At 42.3% G+C, this 22485-nt stretch carries 20 protein-coding genes; 3 read left to right on the top strand and 17 right to left on the bottom strand.

Translation table 11 applies throughout. The annotated features are described in order from the left end of the window. The first annotated feature begins 26 nt into the window (after positions 1–26). On the top strand, positions 27–1097 hold the full coding sequence (locus IH598_02740; protein ID MBE0637415.1) for an acyltransferase: 1071 nt from the start codon (positions 27–29) through the stop codon (positions 1095–1097). Here IH598_02740 and IH598_02735 read toward each other — a convergent pair whose 3' ends face one another. From IH598_02735 to IH598_02690, 10 genes are all read right to left on the bottom strand, one after another. Continuing rightward, positions 1098–1991, bottom strand: a complete 894-nt coding sequence (locus IH598_02735; GenBank protein MBE0637414.1) for an SDR family oxidoreductase — start codon at positions 1989–1991, stop codon at positions 1098–1100. Next, positions 1991–2944, bottom strand: coding sequence for a glycosyltransferase family 2 protein (locus tag IH598_02730; GenBank protein ID MBE0637413.1), 954 nt, complete (start codon positions 2942–2944; stop codon positions 1991–1993). The genes IH598_02735 and IH598_02730 overlap by 1 nt, the downstream gene beginning before the upstream one ends. Positions 2945–2998: 54 nt before the next feature. After that, positions 2999–3319, bottom strand: coding sequence for a nucleotidyltransferase domain-containing protein (locus IH598_02725; GenBank protein MBE0637412.1), 321 nt, complete (start codon positions 3317–3319; stop codon positions 2999–3001). A 458-nt stretch (positions 3320–3777) separates the two neighbouring features. After that, complete coding sequence (locus IH598_02720) at positions 3778–4767, bottom strand: Gfo/Idh/MocA family oxidoreductase (protein MBE0637411.1); 990 nt, start codon at positions 4765–4767, stop codon at positions 3778–3780. 33 nt (positions 4768–4800) lie between these two features. Next, positions 4801–6237, bottom strand: coding sequence for an NDP-hexose 2,3-dehydratase family protein (locus IH598_02715; protein ID MBE0637410.1), 1437 nt, complete (start codon positions 6235–6237; stop codon positions 4801–4803). A gap of 41 nt (positions 6238–6278) precedes the next feature. Beyond that, positions 6279–7739 (bottom strand): glycosyltransferase family 39 protein, encoded by a 1461-nt coding sequence (locus IH598_02710; protein MBE0637409.1) that lies wholly within the window; start codon positions 7737–7739, stop codon positions 6279–6281. Further along, positions 7736–8596, bottom strand: coding sequence for a polysaccharide deacetylase family protein (locus IH598_02705; GenBank protein ID MBE0637408.1), 861 nt, complete (start codon positions 8594–8596; stop codon positions 7736–7738). The genes IH598_02710 and IH598_02705 overlap by 4 nt, the downstream gene beginning before the upstream one ends. 9 nt (positions 8597–8605) lie before the next feature. Continuing rightward, positions 8606–8974, bottom strand: coding sequence for an EamA family transporter (locus tag IH598_02700; GenBank protein MBE0637407.1), 369 nt, complete (start codon positions 8972–8974; stop codon positions 8606–8608). A gap of 2 nt (positions 8975–8976) precedes the next feature. Further along, positions 8977–9921 carry a glycosyltransferase family 2 protein gene (locus IH598_02695; GenBank protein ID MBE0637406.1) on the bottom strand — a complete coding sequence of 315 codons (945 nt, stop codon included), beginning with the start codon at positions 9919–9921 and terminating at the stop codon, positions 8977–8979. A 38-nt stretch (positions 9922–9959) separates the two neighbouring features. Beyond that, on the bottom strand, positions 9960–11342 hold the full coding sequence (locus IH598_02690) for a hypothetical protein (GenBank protein MBE0637405.1): 1383 nt from the start codon (positions 11340–11342) through the stop codon (positions 9960–9962). A gap of 219 nt (positions 11343–11561) precedes the next feature. On the opposite strand from IH598_02690, the gene IH598_02685 reads away from it, so the two are divergent. Beyond that, positions 11562–12422 carry a GNAT family N-acetyltransferase gene (locus IH598_02685; GenBank protein MBE0637404.1) on the top strand — a complete coding sequence of 287 codons (861 nt, stop codon included), beginning with the start codon at positions 11562–11564 and terminating at the stop codon, positions 12420–12422. A 4-nt stretch (positions 12423–12426) separates the two neighbouring features. Here the strand turns inward: IH598_02685 and IH598_02680 are convergent, their stop codons facing one another. From IH598_02680 to IH598_02670, 3 genes are all read right to left on the bottom strand, one after another. Further along, positions 12427–14793 carry a penicillin-binding protein gene (locus IH598_02680; protein MBE0637403.1) on the bottom strand — a complete coding sequence of 789 codons (2367 nt, stop codon included), beginning with the start codon at positions 14791–14793 and terminating at the stop codon, positions 12427–12429. Positions 14794–15299: 506 nt separating this feature from the next. Beyond that, the gene (locus IH598_02675) at positions 15300–15770 is read right to left on the bottom strand and encodes a gliding motility lipoprotein GldH (protein ID MBE0637402.1); all 471 of its coding nucleotides are present in this window, start codon (positions 15768–15770) and stop codon (positions 15300–15302) included. A gap of 42 nt (positions 15771–15812) precedes the next feature. Further along, the gene (locus tag IH598_02670) at positions 15813–16322 is read right to left on the bottom strand and encodes a hypothetical protein (protein ID MBE0637401.1); all 510 of its coding nucleotides are present in this window, start codon (positions 16320–16322) and stop codon (positions 15813–15815) included. 273 nt (positions 16323–16595) lie between these two features. On the opposite strand from IH598_02670, the gene rocD reads away from it, so the two are divergent. After that, entirely contained in the window at positions 16596–17819 is a 1224-nt protein-coding gene (rocD, locus tag IH598_02665; GenBank protein MBE0637400.1) for an ornithine--oxo-acid transaminase, read from the top strand. A gap of 103 nt (positions 17820–17922) precedes the next feature. Here the strand turns inward: rocD and IH598_02660 are convergent, their stop codons facing one another. From IH598_02660 to rpmB, 4 genes are all read right to left on the bottom strand, one after another. Then, positions 17923–18549: a superoxide dismutase gene (locus IH598_02660; GenBank protein MBE0637399.1), complete on the bottom strand. Its 627-nt coding sequence runs from the start codon at positions 18547–18549 to the stop codon at positions 17923–17925. A gap of 137 nt (positions 18550–18686) precedes the next feature. After that, complete coding sequence (locus IH598_02655) at positions 18687–21188, bottom strand: TonB-dependent receptor (GenBank protein MBE0637398.1); 2502 nt, start codon at positions 21186–21188, stop codon at positions 18687–18689. Between the two features lie 83 nt (positions 21189–21271). Continuing rightward, positions 21272–21910, bottom strand: a complete 639-nt coding sequence (locus tag IH598_02650) for a carboxypeptidase-like regulatory domain-containing protein (protein ID MBE0637397.1) — start codon at positions 21908–21910, stop codon at positions 21272–21274. A 180-nt stretch (positions 21911–22090) separates the two neighbouring features. Continuing rightward, the gene (gene rpmB / locus IH598_02645; protein MBE0637396.1) at positions 22091–22330 is read right to left on the bottom strand and encodes a 50S ribosomal protein L28; all 240 of its coding nucleotides are present in this window, start codon (positions 22328–22330) and stop codon (positions 22091–22093) included. Positions 22331–22485: the final 155 nt, after the last annotated feature.

Genomic DNA, 22485 nt, shown 5'->3' with positions numbered 1-22485 from the left:
AAATAAAACAGAAATCCCATTGAATAATGAAATACTTTAAACAATTGGATGGCCTTAGGTTTTTGGCCATTTTAATGGTACTTATTGCCCATTGGGTTGAAGGCTCTTTTCAAAATCCTTTTCTTAAAAATGTACCTTTTGGAACTGGGGTTACACTCTTTTTTGTCATCAGTGGTTTTTTGATTACCAAAATTTTATTCGATTTTAAAATTGCCAATGAAGCCAGTGAGCGAAGCAACTGGTTTTCGATAAAGTCCTTTTATATGCGGCGGACTTTGCGTATTTTCCCGATTTATTATCTGTTAATATTTTTTCTGTTGATCGTTGATTTTCCTAAAACTACTGAGTTGTTTCCCTGGTTAATGAGTTATTCACTAAATATTAAAATGGGAATTACCAACGAGTACGCAGGCTCTTTTACGCATTTTTGGTCGTTAGCTGTGGAGGAGCAGTTTTACATATTCTGGGCTTTCATGATTGTTTTCATTCCCAAAAAATACCTTAAAAGCTTAATCCTGGCAAGCATTTTCTTTTCGATTGGGCTGCGGTTTTATTTGGTTTATTTTACACAATATTGGGCAGCAGCAAATGGTTTGGTTTTTACAAATATGCACAGTCTCGGACTTGGAGCACTCATCGCCTGGCAGTTAACATTTGGTAATGGTTTTGAAAGACATATTAAAAAGTACAAAAGTGCACTGATCTATTTACTTATCCTCTATTTCGCTGTTTTTGTTTTTCCTTATTCCAGTCCTTTTTTTGAAAAAATCAGACATTTTTCTGACCCGTTCCTGGCACTTATCTATGCGGTGATGGTGGTGATTGCTATTAATGGTGCATTTACCTGTAGTATGAAAAATTTTCTTGAGAATAAAATTGTGCTCTACCTTGGGAAAATTAGTTACGGATTGTACGTTTACCACCTGTTTATTGGGTATTTGTATTTCAATTACCTGACCCGTTTTATACAGGTGCCTCTAAAGGAGGATTGGGAGTTTGCTATTTTGTTCTTTTTTATCAACGTTATTCTGTCATCAATTTCTTGGTTTGTTGTTGAAAAGCCAATCATTGGGCTTAAAAAGTACTTCAAATATTAGTTAAAACAATAACAGCCAGTTTTTAAGATCAAATTTCCGGGAATGATTTATCAGCGAACAAAGCTTTGAGTCATCAAAAACGGTGTCGTCCGATTCGAGTTTTATAGCCATCTCAGGCCAGGGCATAAAATTAATTCCAACCTCAAATTTATCAGCAACCAAAGTGGCAGCAACAAGCAAGCTCAGGTTTTCGCCACCAATATTGAAAATCTGATTTTTGGAACCTTCCTTCAAAATTGCCTCAAAAATAGTATCGCAAATATCCGCTACATGCGTAAAAGTGCGGCGGATGGAGCCATCTCCAAACAAAATAATATCCTCTTTTTTATAGGCTTTGTCCATGAAAAAGCCAATTGTGCCATAAGAATATTTGTTGCCAAAGAGATTTCCGTAAGGCACGCAAATCCTGAAAATCGTGTAATCAATCCCAAAAGCATTCTGATACATCCACAACAGGTTTTCGGCGGCGAGTTTGTTCACGGCATAAATTGTCCGGGTTTCTTTGGGATCGTCCTCTTTGAGAAGATGATCTTTTTTGCCTCTGTAAACCAGCCGTGTTGAAGGGAAGATTACCCTTGCACGGCAACCACTTTCACGCATCCAGGTCAGCAGATTTAGCAAACCAATTTCGTTTATTTTAATATAGTCTTCGTGCCTTGAGAATCCTTCGGCAGTGCCGGAAAGCCCGGCGAACAAAAAAATGAAATCTGTTTCAGGATCGAGTTGAGAAAATGAATGTTTATCGGTGATATCAAATGAAGTGTAATTCTCCACGCCCGTTACCGCCTGTGGCTGAATGTCGTAATTGCTGTTTTTAAACCCTGCGATTTGAAGAAAATGGACCAGGTGCCTGCCCAGGTAACCGTTGCTTCCAATGGTGATTGATTTAATCATTACTCAGCAGTTTGATCTTGATAATTAAGCTTTTCCCCGACAATGTAGGATGGCCGTCTTTTCACGGTTTCAAAGATTTTACCGACATAAATACCGATCATTCCCAAAATGGTGATGATTATACCGGATAAAAACCAGAGTGATAAAAACGTACTTGTCCAGCCGGTTACTGAAGTATCCACCAGTAAATAGCGGATCACCAATGCAATGGCGAGCAGGGTGGCAATGACAAGAATGAGGATGCCCAGTTTTACGGTCAGGCGCAAGGGTTTGTTTGAAAACGAAACGATGGTGTCAAAGGCCAGAGCAAGTCGTTTTTTGAAACTGTAAGATGATTTTTTTCCATCTTCGCGGCTGGCGTGCTGTATCTCGAGTTTTGCCAGCCGAAATCCTACCCAGTGAATCATCGTCGGGTAGTATCGCGAGTAATCGTTCATGCTTTTGAGCGCCTCGACCACATTGCGGTGGTAGAGCGAAAAGTTGGCCAGCGAAGCATCCTGGTAGGTGTCGGTGAGGTAGCTGAGGAGACGGTAAAACATTTTAGAAAACAGTTTTTTTAAAAAATCATCCCTGCGATTCTGGCGGCTTGCCAGCACGATGTCGTATCCTTCCTGCGCTTTGTTGTAAAGGTTGATGATCTCTTCCGGACGGTCTTGTAAATCGCAGTCGAGCGTGACCACCCATTCTCCGCGGGCATGATCCAGACCGCAGTTGAGGGCATACTGCTGACCGAAATTGCGGCTGTGGCGGATGCCGGTTACCCGTTTGTCTTTTTCACAAATCGCTTTGATCTTTTGCCACGAATCGTCCGGGCCGTGGTCTTCAACAAGAATGATTTCGTAATTCTCAGTTATTTTACTAACCGACTCCTTGATCCGCCTGACCAGCTCCTCAAGCAATCCTGAGGCGCCGTAAACCGGACTGACAATAGAAATGTGTGGATTGGATTGCATCTTGAAAATTAAATTCAGGGTTTGTTGATGATTTTAACCCAGGCATTAATCAGATCAGTTTGTTCGCTCATAAAGTACTATTGAGTTTTTTAGTGCTCCATTTAGGAAAGAAAACCTGACGTTTTTTTCTTTATCAAACTCATCGCTGGTGTAAACGAGAATATCCATCGGTATCTTTAATCCTAACAAGTGAGAGCGAATTTCGTTACTTCGCTGATGAACAGGAAGTTTTGTTTCTTTAACGATCAGTAAATCCAGGTCACTGTCCGAAGTCTGATTTTGACTGGCAAGGGAACCGAATAAAATTATTTTCTCAGGATCAAACCTTTTTGTAATCCTCGAAACTACTTCATCAATTTTCTGCTGGTTTATCATCACTTAAAAACTAAAATTCAATGCAAATTTACTTTTATTTTACTGACAATGGAAAGTAGGAATATGTTTATGATGATAGTGACCAAACTTTGTAAAACTTTGTGTTTGCTTTGTAAACCGTTGTGCAACAATATTTAGAGCTTTAGCACAGAGTAACACGAAGAAGGCACAGAGTTTCACAGAGAATACTTGATCAACTTCAATTAAATCAGTGAGTTGGGGAAAGTAGTTAGGTTGACACCTTAAACCTTTTATAATAGCGCAGCCAACCGGTCACAATTTGCGACAAGTTCATCTTTCTCATTCTTAGTAAGTTCAGACATATATCCTGTAGACAAACCTCTGAATTGAAAAATTAGGGTTTCGTATTCCTGTTTAAACATTGTTACGTTTATTTGAATTTAAAAAAAGTAGTCAACGGACAAATAACGGATTCCTCGCTGCGCTCGGAACGATGGTTATTCCAAACTAATTTTTTCGTTCTGATTCCCCGATAGTCTTCTGATATCATCGAGCGTTTTGCTTTGCAGCAGCACGTCGTGGTGATGTTTTTCAACATCGCCGGTTGCAATGGCCCGGTAAAACTCTTTGATGGAGCCGATAAAATGATTGTCGGGCGGCATCTGGTGTTCTTTGCGTTCTCCCTGTTTTTCGAAAATGATCATAGGGCTGAAGTCGGGTTTTGGGGTAAAAGCGCGGTCGGCGGTAATTTTTCCTTTGCTCCCCCAGATTTCGTAGTTGCATTGGTAATAGTGATCCATCCCAAAAGCAATCTGGGCGCTCACTCCTTTGCCATTATCCAGGAAAGCGCCGCCATAAATATTGGTTCCGGTTTCGGGGTCGATGTAAAGATTGGCCGCCTTTACCACGAACTTATCGCCCATCATAAAATGTACTGCCCGCACCGTGTAGCCCGCAGCATCGAGCAGTGCGCCGCCTCCGATATGATCGTCATACCTGAAGTTGGTTTTGGGCATCGGGGGAAAAGCAAAATTTGCCCTGAAAACGCGAATTTCACCCATCTCCCCTTTTCGCAATAAATCAAACACAAACTGATGCTGGCTGTGGTATTGAAACATGAAATCCTCCATCAGTACCAGCGAATTTGCTTTGGCGGTGTTCACCATTTCCACTGCCGAAGCATAATCGTAAGCAATGGATTTTTCTGCTAAAACATGTTTTTCCGCCTTCAGGCATTTTGTGATCCACTCATGATGCAGGCCGGTGGGCAGCGGCATGTAAATGGCGTCAATGTCGCTGCGGTTAAGGAGATTTTCATAACCAACCACCGCTTCACAGTCAAACTGACCGGCAAATCTCTCAGCCTTCGCCTTTGAACGGCTGGCCACCGCAACCAAATTCCACTCCGGAACTGCTTTGATAGCCGGGATCATTGAGCGCTGCGCAATTCCCGCGCATCCCATGATTGCTATGTTCAATTTCTTCATGCTTAATTATTTAATTCGGCAACTCCTAGTCGTTTAGATAAATTTCACCGCTGCGATCAAACTCCTTGCTGCTATGTTCAAGTAATTGTTGTATTTAATGAATACCTTCAACTGGTTGAGCGTCATCCAGATGTAATTTTCAGGTACTTCTACCGGGAAATTATCACCGGCTTCGATGATCATATTTTTGTTCTGTTCTTTGAAAAATCGTCCGCCCTCCTCACTTTGATAACTTGAAAACCAGATTTGCTCCGGTTTGGCATTGAGCGCCTCATCGAGGAACATGACGTCGTATTCGTTCTGACCTTTGCGGTAATTCCCGGTTAAACATTGCACGGTGGGCGCCAGTTCGATGATGTCGAAATTGCCCGCTTCGAGCTTGGCCTGCACCAGGAAATGGTAAATGCCGTTGATTTTTTTTACAATAAATGCAATGATCCCTTCCTGCGCTGCTTTGATCAGCGGCTGATCCCAGGCCTGGACTTCGCGGTTGCCAATTTCAACATGTACGCCAATCACTGAAAAGTACTTCCGGTTTTGATGGTAAATCTCATCTCCGGAGATTACCCAATCTTTTACCGATTTCAGCGGGATTCTTTCCACTTCGAGATCATAAAATGCTTTTTGGCGGGTCATCCACGAAATGATCTCATCCACATCGTGGAGATGTCTTTTGTCGTCGAGCATCGAGATCAGCAGCCCGTTTTCTCGGGTCTTTTGCTCGCTGGTAAATTTCAGGGTTTCATAAAAATCGAGCACATCGGGAGGGTACTCTCCAAATGGGATTCCTGAAATCACCGTCCGGGTGTCCATATTCACCAGGTTGTCGTACTGTAAAAACGACTTGATCTGCCCTAAAGTGAGCCAGCAGAAATTTTCAAAAACTTCAATTTTTTCGTTTTCTGCAATTTCGACAATGATGTTGCGGTTGCGCTTTCTCAAAAAGCGGGCGCCTTGCTCTGACTGAAGCTGGTCGAGGAGGATTTTTACCGGTTTTTCGCCGTTAAAATATTCGAGATAGAGCGGCCGCTTTCCTTTATGCACCTGCGAATAGTTGCTGCGCGTGGCCTGCAGGGTGGGGGAGAGTTGCACAACATTCAGATTGCCCGGTTCAATCTTCGCCTGCATCAAAAAATACAGGATCCCATCGAACTTTTTTGTGATGATTCCCAGAAATCCAACTTCCGGCTGATTGATGATCGGTTGTTCCCACTCGGAAACCTTTCCCCAGTTTGTTTTCACCCTGATTCCCTCGATCGAAAAAAACTTCCCGCTCTGATGAACCAGGTTGCCGGTGTTTCCATCAAAGTGCCAGAGCCTCATCTCCGAAAATGGAATTTGATTGATCTTCACATGCACCTGCTCGTTTTTTGCTTTCATCCAGGCAATGAAACCTTCTGAAGGCATCATTGTGCTTTCGGTGGTAAGTGCTGATTTGAGAAAAGCGATATTTTTTTCTTTGGTTTCCATGCTGTTGTTTGCCTTTAGTTTGAGGGTACAAATTTATTCGCTTATTCCTGGCTGTTGATTTTTAATGTGTTTCTGTAAATTTCTGTCCAGGCTAGTCCTATTTCAACCCGCTTCATTAACTCAAGGTGAGGAAGTCCGCGAATGCTATCAAGTTCCCGGCTCAGCTCGACATTCGAAATAACCGCATAATCCACGCTGTCGGTGTATAAACCTTTAATTCTGGTAAACACTATGCCATCGCTCAGGTAGCCTGCCAATGGATGTTGCAGGTTGATAAGCATCAGAAAATGTGCATACACAGAGGCATCTTGCATGTTATGCTCTTCCATAAAATGGATGGCCTCCCGGTGGACTTTGGCCACGTCGGTAAATCCCAGATTGTCGTCTCCGGTTGAGTAATGCCGAAATGCAAAAATGGATTGAGAAACAACCAGCGCTATCATCACCGGGTAAAGCAGCCATTTTTTAACTTGAAAAGCCTGAACGGTGATGGAAGCGATTAATAAAACCAGTATGGTGATCACAATCAGGAAGTAGCGGTTCGAAATAAAATTGAGAGAACTCATGAACCAGAAAATCCCAATAAAAAGTGTTATGAACCAGATCAATTTCCATTGATGCCCGGTAAAACGCTTTCCCGGGATAAAATAATAACCCACCAGTGAAACCAGCAATCCAATCACCAGCCAGTTGCGGCCATGGATAAAAAAGATGATTTTCCGGATGTGTCCGAGGTTGCGGGAAATGATGTCATAGGTCATTTGCATGTCATTCATGCGGCCCGGAAATAAGAACCAGCCCCAGGTGAGCTTTTGCTGAATGAGAAAAAGGCCAAACACCATCGCCGGAACCAGGATAATCAGGTAGGAATAAATCATTTTACGGGCAGAATAGTGATTTTCTTTTTCCAGAAAAACATCCATCAATTGCCAGATACAAAGAGCAAATACAAGAAAAAGTCCTGATTCTTTGGTCATCACCAGTGCCGATGCTGTCAGGGCATAGAGCAACCATTTTTTTTGGAAAAAGAATAGAATCGTGAGCAAGCCGAGCAATGCCAAAAAAGCTTCAAGCAGTACAAATGATGACTGTGCAAGAAAAATGGGTTGAAAAAACAACAGGATGGCAGCCAGCAATCCGGCGTCTTTATTAAAGAATGTTTTTCCTGTAAAAAAAATGGCGATAAGCAGCAGTATTGATACAAGGAGGGCAAAGGACTTCGCCACGAGAATGCTTTCACCAAAAATTTTCATCCAGGAGGCAACAAGAAAATGAAACAACAGCGGGTGGCCATAGGAATAGTCGGGTTCGAGTCCACCGGGAAGTATGGTTGGACCATTCTGGTACATCAGGTGAACAGCCGGTCCGAATGCAAATCCTTCATCGCCATAATAGGGAAGATAGAGATGGGGCAATTTTATGACAATCAAAGCGATGATCACAATAAGTAATATCAGCTCGTGGTAATATCCTTTCAGCCATTGATGTTTCATGATCTTCATGCCGGGTTTAAAGATTTTATAAAATCATCCATTCTAATAAAAGAGCCATTAAATTTTCCTATGAGTTTTTGGAATTTTTCCTCGCAGCCATTTACCCCGTAATAATGAATGAAGCGTTCCAACAACGGGAGTTTCAACCTGGGCGATTGGGGATCAATTTCGCGGGGATGGAGGTAAAGAAAGACACTTTTACCCTCATTGTTTTTGGCTTTAATCATTCGCGTGATAAACCATCCCGGCAGCGCCCGCATATAGAACCCGCCGCTGAATCCGAATTTTTTACTTAAAAATGAAAACAGCGTTTGCGGGATTTCCCAGACCTGCTGTTTAACTCCGTCAATCACAGGCTGGTGAATGGTTTCCGGAAAACCGGGAATGCCGTATAAAAATGTTTTTCCCGGGAATACCGATGATGAATAGATGATTCCCTGCCCGTGAAGAATTTCGTAAAACCATGGCAAAGTCTCCTCTTTCACCGACCACGAGGGCGCCCTAAAGCCATACACCTTTTCTCCGGTGATCTGCTCGAGACGGTCGCACGAAATCCGCAGGTCTTCCCGGAATAGTTCAGGAGTCATCATGTAAATCATTTCGTGGCGATGGCTGTGCGAAGCTACTTCATGCCCGGCGCTGTGTATTTTCTTTATAACGTGCGGCTTGTTCACTGCAATGTCGCCAACAATAAAATGGGTGGCTTTGATCGAATGTGCAGTGCAAATATCCAACAGCCGGTCAACATTTTTTTCCAGATGGTTAGTGTTGTCATCAATCAGGTTTAAATCCAGGCTGGTGAAGTTGGCTGAGTACCATTCCTCGATATCAAAAGTGACAAAATTATTCGGCGTGCTGGGTTCCATTTTTCCTGATTAATTTTTTACCACAAAAAATACTCCGGCAATGATCAGCAGCACTCCAAACACCCTGACCAGGCTGATTTGCTCGTGAAAAATAAAATAGCCTGCCAGTAATGAATAAATAAAGGCAACGCTTGTGATCGGGATAATCAGGCTGATATCGAACTTGGAGATGAGCCACATAAAAAATCCGGTGGCCAATGCATAAACTACAAAGCCCGAAAATACCCAACCGTTGAGCAGGATGCGGAACACATTTTCAAAAATGCTTTGCTCCGGCAAATAAAACCCGCCGGCTTTTTGTATTCCAACTTTCCAGAGCACCTGTCCCGAGGTGATCAGCAACGTAGTGAGAACAGAGAGGACGACTACTTTGATCATAATCAGTTTTTTGGTGTAGAATTGATATCTATGTTAATAGCAGCAATAACAAACTGGGTTCCAAGGATCAGCGGTAAAACCGACAGCATGATAGTTCCGGTTGGAGTGGCTACATGATTGATCGTATTTTCAATCCATTTGAAAAGACCATAAAAAATCCCCCAAAGCAGCATGGGCATCCCGGTAAGAATGTAAACGGAAGCCATATTGAAGTCGTAAATCAGGTATTTCAGGATGAAGCGTTTGGTCAGGCCTTTTATGAGGAGAAAAGGAAATCTGACCATCGTATTGCGGATACTCAGGGTGCTCTGTTCGCTGCCGTACCTGGCGGGAATTGGCACATCTTTTATCACTGTATTTTGAATATTTAACCGGATCAGCATATCGGTTTCGAAGAAGAACCGTTTAGCAAGTTTATCAAGGTTGATTTTTTGTAGCGAACTGCTGCTGATTGCAGTGTATCCATTGGTTGGATCCATCAGGTTCCAGTAACCCGAACATGCTTTCACGAGGAAAGAGAGGACACTGTTACCAAACAGCCTGAAACCCGGCATTGCACGCAGGGCTTTGAAATCCACGAAGCGATTACCTTTGGTGTACCCGGCCTGGCCTTCTACTATCGGGCTGATCAGGCCGGGCAGATAGACCGGGTCCATCTGGTCGTCGCTGTCCATCTTTACCACGATTTCGCATCCCAGTTCCAACGCTTTTTTGTAACCCGTGACGACTGCTCCACCCACACCCTGGTTCGCTTCATGAAAAAGTATGACAAGCCGGGGGTCAGTTTTTTGCATCTCGACGGCAATCTTTCCCGTGTTTTGCGGACATTTATCATCCACTACAATGATGTGATCAATCATCTCCGGAAGCCCCCGGATTACATCTTCCAGGTGTGCAGCGGCTTTGTAGGTTGGAATTACTACGGCTGTTTTCTTATTTTTAAACATTTGCTTTCTTTCAGGTTGAAAATTAAACAAAGAAATATTTACTCTTCGCCTTCATATTTATAAATCCCTTTTCGCGCCAGGGTATAATCCGGGTTTTTGATTAATTCCGGAAACCGGTCTGAAGGCCTGATCCTGAAAAATGAATCCAAATAGGCCTCCCGTGTCATGCTAAACCAATGGATGGCTCCGTAATGATATTGAACATGATGAAAAAGGCTTCTGGCGGTCAGCAGCAGAAAAATTAAGATCAGCGCATATTTGATCACCATTTTTCTGTTGATAATCCAGGTTAATGAAGCAGCCATAGGGAGTGCAAACACACCGTACATGTCAATGTAGGCTCTCAGCCCGAAACCTCCGCCGTACCACCAGTCCCACCAGGACGAAATTACATAAATGGTAACCAGTGTATAAATTAGTACAGGTAAGAAAAGCTTTGGATGGTTTTTGCGCATAGCCGCTATTCCGGCAACCGCAAAAATCATCACCGGTGTGTAAAGTAACCACCCTTTCCGCCACGAAAACAGGCTATTCCAGATTTGGGGATTTCCAAAAAAGAATCCCTGGTCGTCGGGATAAGAATAGTAAAGATATTGCCCGGTTTGCATTTTCCAGTATAGAAACTGGGGAATCCAAACCAATACAAAAGCAATGATCATCAGCAACACGTGACGCCACTTATGCAGAAAAAAGATAACCCGCTTTCCGGCCTCGTTCCAGGATTTGACATCCCAAAAGAAAAACAGGATCAGCACCAGGATGTTGGTCGGTCTGATCAGAGCGATTAACCCGGCCAGCAACCCGATGATAATGCTGCGCTTCAGTGTAATCTCTTCGTGCCAGCGATCGGTGTGATAGAGAAATATTGAAATCAGGGCAAAATTGTACACATGCGACATAGCCGACTCTACCACGGTGTACCACAGTATGTTGGTAGCTATCGGTATGATAAAAAGGACAATGGCGGTTACAAGGTCGGAAAAGTATTTTCGAAGAAGTTTCCGCAGGTAAATCAATCCTAAAATCAGGAAAAAGGCGGATGAAAGCATCAGGGCAACCTTATAAGGAGCGCTGTAACCGTCAGGGGGATAGCTGCTGCATACTGCATAAACATGGGCCGGCAAAAAGAACGGGAAATAGAGTACTGACATTCCCATTGATGCCGTAATGACCTTTTTGCCTTCGGGAGTGATTTTCGGCCATAAAATAAACTGACCGTTGTGCGTGCCTCCATCAACAAAATCCAGCCCAAGGTCATGGTAAATAAAAGTTGCAGGTAAATAAGCATAAAAAGGATAGACATCATGCACGATTATCCCCTGCTCGGCTTTCCAGCGACCCAGATTATTATCTATTGATAACACGATGATGGCAACCAGAACGATTGCAAAACCTGAAATGCCAAACTTTCTGAAGTTCATGAATTGTGATTTTTCGGCAAAGATAAGTTTATCCTGAAGTTTTATCTTGCCAGTTAGGACGGTAAAACCATGAAAAATGTTGCGTTTCGTGTTTTTTGATTTCAATTACTTTTGCCAGCCTGAATGGCACCATCAAAATGGCTGCGTTGTAGATTTTTCAGGAATGTTTTTGGATGCCGTGCAATAAAGTAGAGCTTTTTATGACTAAAATCTGACAAAATGAGTGAATACCGCTTTGAGACCATAGATCTTTCCGAAAAAGGAATCCGCGAAACCTCAGATTTGCTGACTTCTGTGTTTGGCCCTACAGCCGGGCTTTCCCCGTCCTTTATTGATTGGGAATACAACCAGAACCCAACAGGTAAGGCAGTCGGATTCAATGCCTGGATGGGAGAGGTGTTGGCCGCCCATTATGTAACCCAACCATTGGTTGCTGATTTCGAAGGAAAAAAAACCAGGGGTCTCCTTTCCCTAAATACAGCCACACATGCCAATCACAGGGGCAAAAAGCTTTTTACGATCCTGGCTGATAAAACCTATGAGCGCGGATTGGAACTCGGATATGAATTTGTAATCGGTGTTGCCAATGCCAACAGCACGCCTGGTTTCCTCAAAAATCTCGGGTTCAGCCTGATCTGCCCACTCGATGTAAAATTTGGAATTGGCGCCCCCAATATTGGAAAAACTTTGGCTGCTGACTATTCCCGGCACTGGGATAAGGATTCGCTGAAATGGCGGTTGGCCAATCCGAAGTTGAAATATGAAATTAAAAAGACAAATACCCATTTTATAGTATTTGCTCCAACCGGAAAATATGGAATCAGGGCAGTAATCGGTATTTTCCCATTATCGTCGTTCCCTGAAATGCTATCACTACCTTCCCGCCGGGGAATTAACCCGGCTAACATCTGGATGGGACTTGATGATCAACTGAACTGGCAGGGGAAGTTGTTTTTTAATTTCCCTGATCACCTTAAACCCTCGCCATTAAATTTGATTTTCAAAGATTTGACCGGCAAAAACAGGATACCTGATGCCAGTCATTTTAAATTTATGAGCATAGACTTCGACGCTTATTAGATCATTAGAAGTCGTCAGAATTAATGTATTCCTCGTCTTGAGCGGGGTGATCAAATTTCTCACAATCAATTTGCACGGTAAGCGGTTTTGATGGCAATGGAAAAGGATCTTTGGTAATACTCAGTTCGGGGTCATCATATACCTTTTGCATGAAAAGTGCCCAGATCGGAAGTGCCATGTTTGCCCCCTGACCGAGTGATATGGATCTGAAGTGTGCTGCACGGTCTTCGCATCCTACCCATACCCCTGTGGTGAGCTGTGGGACAATACCCATAAACCAACCATCGGATTGATTTTGTGTGGTTCCGGTCTTACCGGCAATTTCGTTTCGGAAACCATATTTATATTTCAGACGGATGCCTGTTCCTGTTTCCACCACCCCTTGCATCAAGCTTAGCATCAGGTACGCTGTTTCTTCGTTCATTGCTTCATTGGACTCCGGTACAAATGAGGCTATCGTATTGCCGTATTTATCTTCTATCCGTGTTACAAAATAGGGTTTCATATAAATACCCTGATTGGCATAGGTATTCATGGCGCCCACCATCTCATACACCGAAATGTCGGGTGTGCCAAGAGCGATGGCCGGTACCGGGTCAATTTCTGAGGTTACGCCCATTCTCCGTGCCATTTGAATCACCGCCATAGGTGAAAAGCGCTTGATGAGGTAAGCCGAAACCCAGTTAACCGAATGTGCAAGCGCCCATTTTAGCGTAACCATTTCGCCCTCCATATCGCGTGATGAATTGCGGGGGGTCCAGTAGTTTCCATCAGGTAGTTCAATACTTACCGGTATATTGGGCACTTGTGTACAGGGAGAAAATTCTCCTGTTGCAGCACCTTCCTGCATGGCAAGCGTATAAAGAAATGGTTTGAAGGTGGAGCCAACCTGACGGCGGGCTTGCGTCACCTGGTCAAATTTGAAATAACGATAGTCAGGTCCACCAACGTAGGCGCGAACCTCACCCGTAGGAGGATCAACCGCCATCAATCCGGCACGGAGAAAAAATTTGAAATACTTTATCGAATCCAGTGGTGTCATTACCGTGTCAATCTCACCTTTCCATGAGAAAACAGTCATTTCGGCAGGGGTATTGAAATTAATCCTGATCGAATCCTGCGATACGCCTTCACGTATGAGTGACCTGTATCGGTCACTGCGTTTCATCGCCTGATCCATGATCTTTTCAGTCTGGTCTTTCATTTCATCAGGCTCAAAAACAAATGGTGCATATTTATGACCTTTCCAGTGGCTAAAGAATGCCGGTTGCAGATCAAGTCCAAGGTGCTCAGCAACTGCCTCTTCAGCATGTAGTTGCATTCGTGCATCAATCGTCGTAAAAATTTTAAGGCCATCACGATAAAGATCGTAGGGTGTGCCATCAGCTTTGAAATTATTCCGGCACCATTCCATCATTTGCCCGCGCAGATACTCCTTAAAATACGTGCCTATGCCGACATTATGATCCACACGCTGGAAGTTTAGTCCCAAAGGTTCAAGTTTCAGGCTATCTGCCATTTTTTGATCAAGATAGCCATATTTAACCATCTGGGATAATACAACATTACGGCGTTGTAAGGCCAATTCGGGACGACGCACAGGGTTGTAAAGGGATGGATTTTTGACCATTCCAACCAGAAGTGCTGATTGAACAATATCAAGATCAGCAGGGGTGGTGTCAAAGTAAACACGGGAAGCAGTTTTTATTCCCACAGCAAGGTTTAGGAAATCAAATTTGTCAAGGTACATTGTAATAATCTCATCCTTGCTGTATCGGGATTCAAGTTTTATGGCTATCACCCATTCCTTGAACTTCCGAAAAGTAAGCTGTAGGAACGACTGATTGTATTCGCGGGGGAACAGGTTTTTAGCCAGTTGCTGGGTGAGTGTACTCCCCCCTCCTTTATCCTGACCTGTAACCCCTCCATAAAAGACACGAAGCAGGGCTTTTGCATCGATACCTGAATGTTTGTAAAATCTTACATCCTCGGTGGCAATCAGCGCATTCACCAGGTATGGAGATATCTCTCCATAATAACTTTTGCTCCGGTTTTCGATGTAATAGGTGCCAAACATTTCACCATCATGGGAGTAGATTTCTGATGCAAGAAAAGTTTGTGGATCCTCAAGTTCCTCAAAGCTGGGCATAAAACCAAACCAACCCATTGAAATACCAAGGAACAGAAAAAATATCCCAAATAGGCCAGCCAATACAATACCCCAAAAAAGCCGCAGATATTTCCTGAACTGTTGATTTGTGTTACCCTCATCCTGCAGTAATTCTGATCTGGATTTAGGAGTGTTAGAAAACAATCCGTATTTATTTCTCAGTTCTGCCCGATTCGGGTGTCTTTCAAATGAATGTTCCATTTCATGTGATTTCCCATAGCCGGACGATTCGTAATGGCTTTTCTTGTCCGAATTTACCGGATTATCTTTTTGATCTTTTTCCATTTTCTTTTTTCAAATGGCGGTAAAATTAAATTAATTACCAAACGATGATGCCTCTGATTTAATATAGACCCCAAGAACAAACTCGTCGAAAGAATCATCGTTTTTATGAGATGCGAATGAAAATTCAACAACTCATATCGAAAAGTATTCATCTCAATGCTGTTGTATTAAAAATTGTAGAGGTGATCAACTCCGTAAACCATTTCATGCTCAATGCGATTACCTCAAACCTTTGAACAGCACTGTTCATTTCATGACTGTTAAATTTATTTTCCCAATTACCATTATGGTCTATGATTCTGGCTCATTCCGAAAAATCACAAATCTCTGCTTCAAAGGCCTGCACAAACTTTTGAGATTGATTGATCAATATTGCTCCAATTATCGTAGATATTACCAAAGGCTCCTGTCCGGGATTGAATCTAATCTCTTTTCTCAATCCTTATCCCAACGTTAACAATCCCTGCTAGGATGGTATCTCGCATTGCCTGTTCAATTTCAAAAGTATAATTTCCTTTTTGAGGAAACCTTAAACCATAGCGAACTTCTACCTGGTTGTCCTTAATTCTGCCAAACCCTCTCCCCAGCCATTTTCCGGTGCGGTCAGCAAGGATTAATTCAATGGTATCTCTGGCTAAATCTCCGTTTGGCAGAGTAGAATTAAGAAACAGGTAAAAGTTGTTGTACAAATAATCATTGTTATTACGTAAATTGATCAAGACCCTGTATAGCCCAACAGTATCTTTTACATCAACATTAAAAAGTGCTGTAGAGTCTTTGTGCCAGCCATTGCCGGGGATGCTGACTGAACGGTCGTAAAATCGGTTTCGGTCGCACGAGAGGGCGATGGTCATCAATAAAGGTAAAAGAAAGAAGATGGGAAATTTCCTCACAGTTCCGGGTTAAAATATAAGAAAAGTTGTTTAAGGGCTGTTTTAGGCTTTGTTTCTGAAAATGAAAAACAGGTACCCGCTAAAGGCCAATGTTGTAATAAGCTGAATAATCAAGGGAGTTGAAACCAGGCTACCTGAGATCAGCAGTGTACTGATCAGACCGAATTTTAAAAGGTAGTAGGCTGCTTTGCTGATCACAATAGCTGAGATCATGCTCACCAATGCATTGCCCGATTTTTTTAGTATGAAATAGAACAACCAGGCGTTCAGCATAAGTTCAGCAGTGATTAGCAACATCTTAATCAAATGTGGATGGGCTGAAATCAGGAATGAAAACAATGGAAGTGTGGCTGCGATTATGAATGCGTTCTTTTGCGAGGTATGGGCGATGGCAATAATCAGCATCAGACGCATCGGTTCAATAAAGTAAACCGGTAGTGCCAGTAAGTGTGAAAGGGCAGGAACAAAATAGATAAATGCAAGTGCCGAAAGGTCTATCAGCACAGTTTTAACATTCAAAGGGTTGCGTGTTAAAGCGATCGTATTTTTCATAGTCAGAAATGATTTTTGTTTTACCGTTTGGCAAAAATAGGAAAAGTTTATCAGGCAAAATATTTTCTTCATATTTGTTTTGCTTGTAAAAGTTTGTAAGAAAACTGTGAAACCGGAATTCTACTTTTTGAGTATTGATATTCAATAGGTTAAAGCAATTCATGTTAACTGGTTAACAATTAGATTTTTTCCTTTGGTTTAGAGTTGTACTTTTGCAGCGATTTTATCATACACCAAATCAATATTTATTCAATTTCAAAACATTAAAAAGTTATGTCAGAAAAGATCACTTCGCAGATGGCGATTGAATTGGAAGACAAATACGGTGCGCATAACTATCATCCGCTACCGGTAGTATTGTCAAGAGGTGAAGGTGTTTACCTCTGGAATGCCGAAGGAAAACGTTTTTTTGATTTTTTGTCGGCCTATTCAGCCGTAAACCAGGGGCATTGTCACCCGCGAATCATTGAAGCCATGGTAGATCAGGCCAGAACGCTCACTTTAACTTCAAGGGCTTTTTACAACGATTGCCTTGGCCCTTACGAAAAATATGTGACCGAATATTTCGGTTATGATAAAGTATTGCCAATGAACTCTGGCGCCGAAGCAGATGAAACGGCAATAAAACTTTGCCGCAAATGGGCATACGATGTCAAAGGTATTCCCGCAAACCAGGCTAAAATCATTGTTTGTGAAGGAAATTTTCATGGCAGAACTACCACTATCATATCAATGAGTACTGACCCGGATGCTCGCGGAGGCTTTGGCCCTTACACTCCCGGCTTTGAAGTGGTGCCTTACAATAATTTGGATGCTTTGGCAAAAGCCCTGGAAGATCCGAATGTGGCCGGTTTCCTGGTCGAGCCTATCCAGGGTGAGGCTGGTGTTTATGTCCCGGATGATGGTTACCTGCGAAAATCTTATGATCTGTGTAAAGCAAAAAATGTGTTGTTCATTGCTGATGAAGTGCAGACCGGCATTGCCCGCACCGGAAAACTACTGGCCTGTGACCATGAAGGTGTCCGCCCGGATATTTTAATTTTGGGAAAAGCCCTTTCAGGTGGTGTATTCCCTGTATCTGCTGTGCTGGCCGATGACTCCATAATGCTCGTTATAAAACCCGGGCAACATGGATCAACTTTTGGTGGCAACCCGATTGCAGCCAAAGTTGCAATGGCAGCTTTACAGGTGGTGAAAGATGAAAAACTGGCCGAACGCGCTGAGAAGCTCGGAAAAATATTCCGTGAAGAGATGAGGAAAATTGATTCGGATATGATCGAACTGGTGCGCGGTAAAGGATTGCTGAATGCTATCATCGTCCGTCCTAAAAACGGTAAGGAGGCCTGGGATGTTTGCGTAAAAATGGCTGAACTTGGCTTACTTGCCAAACCAACTCATCAACATATCATCCGCTTTGCGCCTCCTCTGGTGATTACTGAGGAGCAATTGATGGAAGCCGTAGAAATTATCAAAGCTGCTATTTTTAGCTTGAGTTAATCCTTTCTATAGTGCACAAAACAAAAAGCCGTCCCAAGGGGGAGCGGCTTTTTTGCTATTAACCAAATTAGTGAGCTATGAAAAAATTACTTACTCTTTATTGCTATTGCGCCAGTTTGAAGTTCTTACCAACCTCTTCCCAGTTCACTACATTCCAGAATGCAGCGATGTATTCCGGTCTGCGGTTCTGATATTTTAGATAGTAGGCATGTTCCCAAATATCTAGTGCAAGGATCGGAACACCTTTCACTTCAGCTATGTCCATCAAAGGGCTATCCTGGTTAGGAGTTGATGTCACTTTCAGGTTTTTTGACTGATCAACAACGAGCCATGCCCATCCGCTACCAAAGCGGTTGGCCGCTGCATCGCTGAATAATTCCTTAAATTTATCAAATGAGCCAAATGCTTCGATGATAGCCTTGTTGAGGTCACCCTCTGGTTGTCCACCGCCATTTTTCGTCATTATTTTCCAAAAGAGATCATGATTCAGAAATCCACCGCCATTGTTGCGAACACCCATGGGAGATTTGGAAATTCCAGCAATCAGATCACCGAAAGCAAGGTTTTCGTTATCTGACCCTTTTACTGCTGCCATAAACTTGTCGTAATATGCCTTGTGATGTTTTGAGTGATGAATTTCCATTGTCATTGCATCAATATAAGGCTCAAGTGCACTATATTGATAAGGCAGTTCGGGAAACTGCAATTCTTTTACTTTTAAGTTAAGCATGTTTTTTTGTTTAGAGTTCGATTATTGCTTATTAAACATGCTTGGATGGCGATTGTTTAACCGGCGCGGCTTTTTTACTATTTTTAACAAAAGTTAAACAATCAGAGGCCTGCAGGAGATTGCGGATGAAATTTTTATTAGAACTGTGCAACCAGTTTGATATTTAACTGGCGTGGTGTGAGGTAGTTGGGTACGGCATATTGTACGCCTGAAACGTCGGTTACCCAGATGTAGGAAATAGTGTTGTTCACCTGTAGAAGATTGAATACTTCGAGGCTAACCCAAAGTGAACTCACTCTCATGAAGGGGTTGGATTTGGGGAAAGTTACCCTTTCGCCTATAATTTGTTTCGAAAAACCGATGTCAACACGCCGGTAAGGTGGCATCCTGAGGGTTTGCTGGTAACGTGCTGATTTTGGTGGACCAAATGGAAGGCTGCTGCCATAATAAAGCGCAAGGTGCATCTTGTAGGTAGGATTCATGGGCAGGTAATCCTGGAAAAACATGCTGAACCTGAATCGCTGGTCGGTAGGACGCGGAATATAGCCAGGTTCGACTTTTTTGTTCAAAGCCGCATCTGGATTTTCTTCCGGCCCGGTTCCTACGCGAACTCCTTCTTCATTGTAATACTCAAAATAATAATCGCCATAAACGTCTTCCTCCGTTTTCATGAACGACATACTTGCCCAGCTTTCAACTCCGGGAACGAATTCACCATTAATCTTCATATCAAGGCCTGTGGCATAACCTTTTGCCCGTTCGTTGGCATAGTAGCGGATCCTTACATTGTCCACTTCGTATGGAATCAGGTCGTCGAGAATCTTATAATAAACCTCTGTAGTAAACTTAAAAGGTCGGCTCCAGATGGTGAGGTTCCAGTCGGTTCCCGCAACGAAATGAATTGATTTTTGAGCCGCTTGCTCGGGTACGAGATTTCCACTGAAGTCTCTTAATTCACGATAGAAAGGAGGCTGAAAATAGTAACCGGCAGCTAAACGAAAGAGGAGGTCATTTTTCCAGTTTGGATGATAGGAAAGCGAGGCACGGGGACTCAATAAAAACTGATTATTATAATCCCAATAATTGGCTCTGATACCGGCTGTGACCGTAAAATCATCCTCATCTTTATCAAAGTTCCATGAATTTTGAAGAAAACCTTCGTATCGGTTAGTGCTAAGATTGATCTTGGTTTTGGTAAAATAATCCAGATTTAAAGGAAGAACAGGTGGGTTTTGACTGTTAATCTGGTCAGGAGGACGGGGCAGAGTGTATCCTGCTGAGTCAATCAAGTCCCATTCATGAAGCTGGTCATCAATCCATTCATGTTGATATTTCACACCCCAGGTAAGAAAATTCATAGTAGACTCGTAGGAACCTTTGTGCTCAGCAGCGAAAACGGTAGCATTCAGGTAGTTTCGGGCATGATCGAGAAAAGTACCGACACCAATTGTCCCCACTTCCTCTCCGAAACTACTGCTTCCAAGCCCGGTTTCAACTTCACCTATATAATATTGCCCCTGAATATCGAAAGTTTCCTGTTCATCGCTGTTGAATGCCGAAGCAATGAATTTGAGTTGAAGATTCTTCATGGGTTTATAGGTAAGCTTTAAAGCACCCATAAGCGTTTGATATCGATCAACCTCCTGGCCGTCGAAATAGATCGTAAGCCTTTTTACCTGGCTCAGCGTGCCAAAACTGGTTTCGCGGGTCTGGGGAATAAATTTGTATTTGTTGTCGGCAATGTTGCCAAGAAAAGATACCTCAGTTTTGCTGGTCAGCTTGTAACGCAACAGTGTTTGTATGTCAAGAAATGAAGGTTGATAATCCCCTTTTGTTTCGAGTGCATTAAGCAGATACTGATTCGTTTTGTATCGAACACCAGTAATATGTGAAAATTTTCTGTTCGTTGAAATGCCTTCGAAGTGTCCGGAAGCACCGAGTAAACTTAAGGAAAGTGATCCTGCATATTCAACGGGCGTTCTGTACTGAATATCAAGTACAGACGACATTTTATCTCCATACTTGGCGTCAAAACCACCGGAAGAAAACAATATGGAAGAAGTTAGATCAGAGTTGAGAAAACTGAGCCCCTCCTGTTGCCCGGACCTTATCAACAATGGGCGGTAAATTTCAATATCATTTACATAAACGAGGTTCTCATCGAAATTTCCTCCTCTAACCGAATATTGTGAACTTAATTCACTGGTTGAAGCTACTCCTGGTAACGTTTTGATTAGCGATTCGATGCTGCCGGTAACGGATGGTATTGCAGATACACCTTTCGGATCAATACGCTGTAGATTCGTGGTCCTGATTCTTTCATCCTGAATCACTATATCGGGAAGCATCTCCGTAGATTCAGTCATTTTTAGATTGATCGGTTTAACCTCACCACTTTTCAGGTTTAACCGAAACTCTTGTTTTTCATAACCGATAAATGAAAAAACAACTAAAACATTAGTATCAGCAGGGATTCCAATTTCAAAATTTCCATTCCTATCAGAAACAGTACCCCCGGGAATACCTAATACTGAAACATTCACCAACTCCAAAGGCTTGTTCTTTTGATCAACCACCTGACCTTTTATTAAGGCATTTCCTGCATGTTGGCTGAATGCAAATGGTGAGGGAAAAATCATTAATAATAAGGTGTAAAGCACAAGCTGACAAAAGTTGCTTTTTTCAGTCTCTGTATGAAGTTGAAGTTTCAATTTGTTGAGGTCTAATTATCTTTATTTTGTTTGAATTTTCCTTCTTTCCATGCCTGAATAAACTGAGCCCAGGCAAATGGATTGAATATCGAGATGGGTTGTGTTTGCCCTACGTAGTAGTTTCTACTTATTTGTTGATCAATGTAATTTCTGTAGTTCATGCTACCATCCATCTTAAGATTTTTACTACGCTCTCTCATTTCAGCAAAGGCAAGATTTTTCCTTGCTATTTCCAAATCATCATCAGGGATGTTGAGTTCAATAAATGCCTTTTGGAAATCCTCAACTGTTGGCCAGGGATAAATCACTGTGGGTGTTAACATGATGGTGTCAGCATTCATAACATGAATCAATGAATATCTCTTCTGTGTGATTGTATCTGGAATAATGAAGGCATTTTCCTTAAAACCTATGGCTGAGAAGGTGAGTGTATCTTTTTTCGTGGCGACAATGGAAAAGTAACCATTATAGTCGCTGATCGTGCCTCTTCGGGTGTTCTTTATCCGCACTGTTGTGTATGGTACTGATGTGAGATCGTCTGCTTTAATAATCACGCCTGAAAATTGAATAACATCTGAATCATTAAAAGCTTTCTGCGAAAAAGCATTCACTGAGACCAGAGTGAGCATACCTGAAGTTATAACTATCATCAAGGCCAACTTCATCGGAGCGTGATTACATTTTGTCCGTAAAATTAAAGAGTTTTAGAACGGAACTAAAGCAAATTTATTTCCAATTGCCGGATTGTTGATATCTATTGCCCACTAACAAAAAATGCTGCCGAAGTATTTCTTTCAGCAGCATCTTCAGGCAAATTGTCAAATGTGAAATTAAACAATGCAAATCCCTTTTGCCCTGTATTCTTTCAAAACGGCATCAATTCCGTTTTTATTGATGGTCCTCAGTACCGAAGTTGAAACCTTCAGAGTTATCCAACGATCCTCTTCGGGGAGGTAAAATTTCTTTGTTTGCAGATTAGGGTAAAACCTTCTGAGACTCTTTTTGTTAGAGTGTGAAACTTTATGCCCAACCATCATCTTTTTTCCTGTAATATCGCAAGTACGTGCCATTTTTTCTATTTTTTCGGATTAATTTCTAAAATCGGGGTGCAAAGAACGCACTTTTTATTGAAATGACAATACTCCAGATAAAAAAAACTCTAAAAAGTTAAAATTGAGGAATATTCATAAATTATTTCATCGAAATTGTTTTTGATCAAAAAAAT

It is taken from the genome of Bacteroidales bacterium (assembly GCA_014860585.1).
GTDB lineage: Bacteria > Bacteroidota > Bacteroidia > Bacteroidales > 4484-276 > RZYY01.
This window is presented reverse-complemented; position numbering and strand designations above follow the sequence as displayed.